This window comes from Streptomyces sp. NPDC036984, from assembly GCF_055607665.1.
Genome location: NZ_JBVJRL010000076.1, coordinates 1 through 2,686 on the forward strand (window position 1 = coordinate 1; position 2,686 = coordinate 2,686).

Genomic DNA, 2,686 nt, shown 5'->3' on the forward strand with positions numbered 1-2,686 from the left:
CCCTCCTCACCCCCTACCACCCCCACACCACCGAACTCCCCACCTACCCCTTCCAACGCCAGCACTACTGGCTCGACCCCACACCCACCGCGACCGACGCCCGTGGGCTGGGCCTGACGGCGGCCGGGCATCCGCTGCTGGGCGCGGTGGTCGAACTCGTGGAGCAGGACCGGCTGGTGTACACGGGGCGGCTCGCCCTCGACGCTCAGCCGTGGCTCGCCGACCATGCCGTGCACGGCACCGTACTGCTGCCCGGCACCGCGTTCTTGGAACTCACGATGGCGGTGGGCGCGAGGCTGGGCTGGGGTCGGCTGGCCGAACTCACCCTGCAGACGCCGCTGGTGCTGGAGCCGGACACGGCCCTACAGCTCCGGGTGACCGTCGAGCCGCCGGCCGCGAACGGGCAGCGGGAGCTGACCGTGCACTCCCGGCCGCAGGACGCCGACCCGGGCAGCCCGTGGACACGGCACGCCGGGGCGCTGCTCGGCATCGACGACGACACCGCCGACTTCGACCTGATCGAGTGGCCGCCGTCCGGCGCCCAGGAGATCGACGTCGAGAGCCGCTACGACACCCTCACCGAGGCGGGGTACGACTACGGGCCCGCCTTCCAGGGCCTGCGGGCCGCCTGGCGTACCAACGGCGACGTCTACGCCGAGGTGAGTCTGCCGGCCGAGCTGGACGGCACCGCCTTCGGCCTGCACCCGGCGCTGCTGGACGCAGCCCTGCACGCGGTCGGTCTGCTGCGCGAGGACGGCGGCACCGTTCTGCCCTTCTCCTGGTCCGGCGTCACCCGCTACACCGAGGGCGCGGGCACGCTGCGGGTGTGGCTCAGCGCGACCGGCAAGGACGGCGTGACCCTGCGTGCCGCCGACGGCTCGGGAAAGCCCGTGCTGTCCGCGGAGGCCGTCACGATGCGGCCGTTCGCGGCCGACCCGGCCGCCGGACGCGGTGCCGACTCGCTGTTCCGGCTGGAATGGCAGCCGGTCGGGGCCGCCGTGGCCGACGTCGACGTGTGCCTGGTCGCGGACCTGGCCGACGTCCCGGATCCCGTACCGCACGTGGTCGCCCTGCGATGTCCGGTCGCATCGCAGGACTCGGACAGCACGGGAGCCGACCTCGCGCGGGACGCGCACCGGGCCGCGGAGTGGGCGCTGGGCGTGGTCCAGGAGTGGCTGGCCGATTCCCGCTTCACGGGCTCCCGGCTGCTGGTGCTGACCGAGGGCGCCGCCGGTCCCGACATCAAGAACGCCGCCCAGGCGACCGTGTGGGGCCTGATCAGGACCGCACAGTCCGAACACCCCGACCGCTTCACGCTGCTGGACGTGGACGCAGCACACCGGGCCGACTCGGTGTCGGCTGCCGTCCTCACCGAGCCGCAACTCGCGTTGTGTGGCAGTACGTTGCTCGCGCCCCGGCTGGTGCGCCACACCGGCAGCGCCGGTCCGGCCGGTGCCGGACGGATCGACCCGGACGGCACCGTGCTCGTCACCGGCGGCACCGGAGTGCTCGGCGCGGCGGTCTCGCGGCGCCTGGTCACCGAGCACGGTGCCCGCCGCCTCCTGCTGGTCAGCCGCCGCGGCCCCGACGCACCCGGCGCCACGGAACTCACCGCTGAGCTGACCGGGTTGGGTGCCGACGTCACCGTCGCGGCCTGCGACACCGCCGACCGGGACGCGCTCGCGCAGCTGCTGGCCGGCGTACGGCTCACCGCCGTCGTACACACCGCGGGCCTGCTGGACGACGGCATGGTCGGGTCGTTGACCGCGGACCGGCTGGCCGCCGTACTACGGCCCAAGGTGGACGCGGCCGCGCATCTGGACGAACTGACCGCGGAGCAGGACCTCGCGGCCTTCGTCCTGTTCTCCTCGGTGGCGGGCGTACTCGGCAACCCGGGCCAGGCCAACTACGCGGCGGCGAACGTCTTCCTCGACGCGCTCGCCGCCCGCCGCCGCGCCGCCGGGCGCCCCGCGGCCTCGCTCGCCTGGGGCCTGTGGGCCGAACGAACCGGCCTCACCGGGCACTTGGACGACGACACCCTCTCGACGCGCGGCATCGCCCCGCTGTCCACCGAGGAGGGCCTCGAACTCCTCGACCGGGCGCTCGCCGACGACAGCGCGGCGCTCGTACCGGCCCGTCTCGACCTAGCCGCACTGCGCACGGACGCGCTCGCCGGGACCCTGTCTCCGGTGCTGCGCTCGCTGGTGCGGGTCCCGCAGCGGCGCCCCGGCGAGTCCGGCCTGCGCCGCAGGCTCGGCCGGATGTCGCAGGAGGAGGGCCGCCGGCTGCTGCTCGACCTGGTCCGCGCCCAGCTCGCCGCGGTCATCGGCCGCGAGTCCGCGGAAGGGATCGACCCGGACCAGCCGTTCAAGGGCTTCGGCGTCGACTCGCTGCTCGCGGTGCAACTGCGCAACCGCCTGAACTCCGTCACCGGTCTGCGCCTTCCGGCCACCCTGGTCTTCGACCACCCGACGCCGGCCGCCGTGGCCGACTTCACGCTCGGACTCGCTCGGGAGCGCACCGAGCGTGCCGCCCGGCCCGCCATCGCCGTCGTACCGCGTACGGACGAGGATCCGATCGTGATCGTCGGCATGGGCTGCCGTTTCCCGGGCGGGGTGGACTCGCCCGAGGCGTTGTGGCAGGTCGTCGCCCAGCAGCGCGATGTGATCTCCGGCTTCCCGGCCGA

Annotated in this window: 1 protein-coding gene; it reads left to right on the forward strand. The window is 74.3% G+C overall.

What is annotated here, in order from left to right:
• Positions 1–2,686: type I polyketide synthase (locus ACZ7DL_RS39010; RefSeq protein WP_470781817.1), on the forward strand; the 2,686-nt coding region annotated here is incomplete at both ends.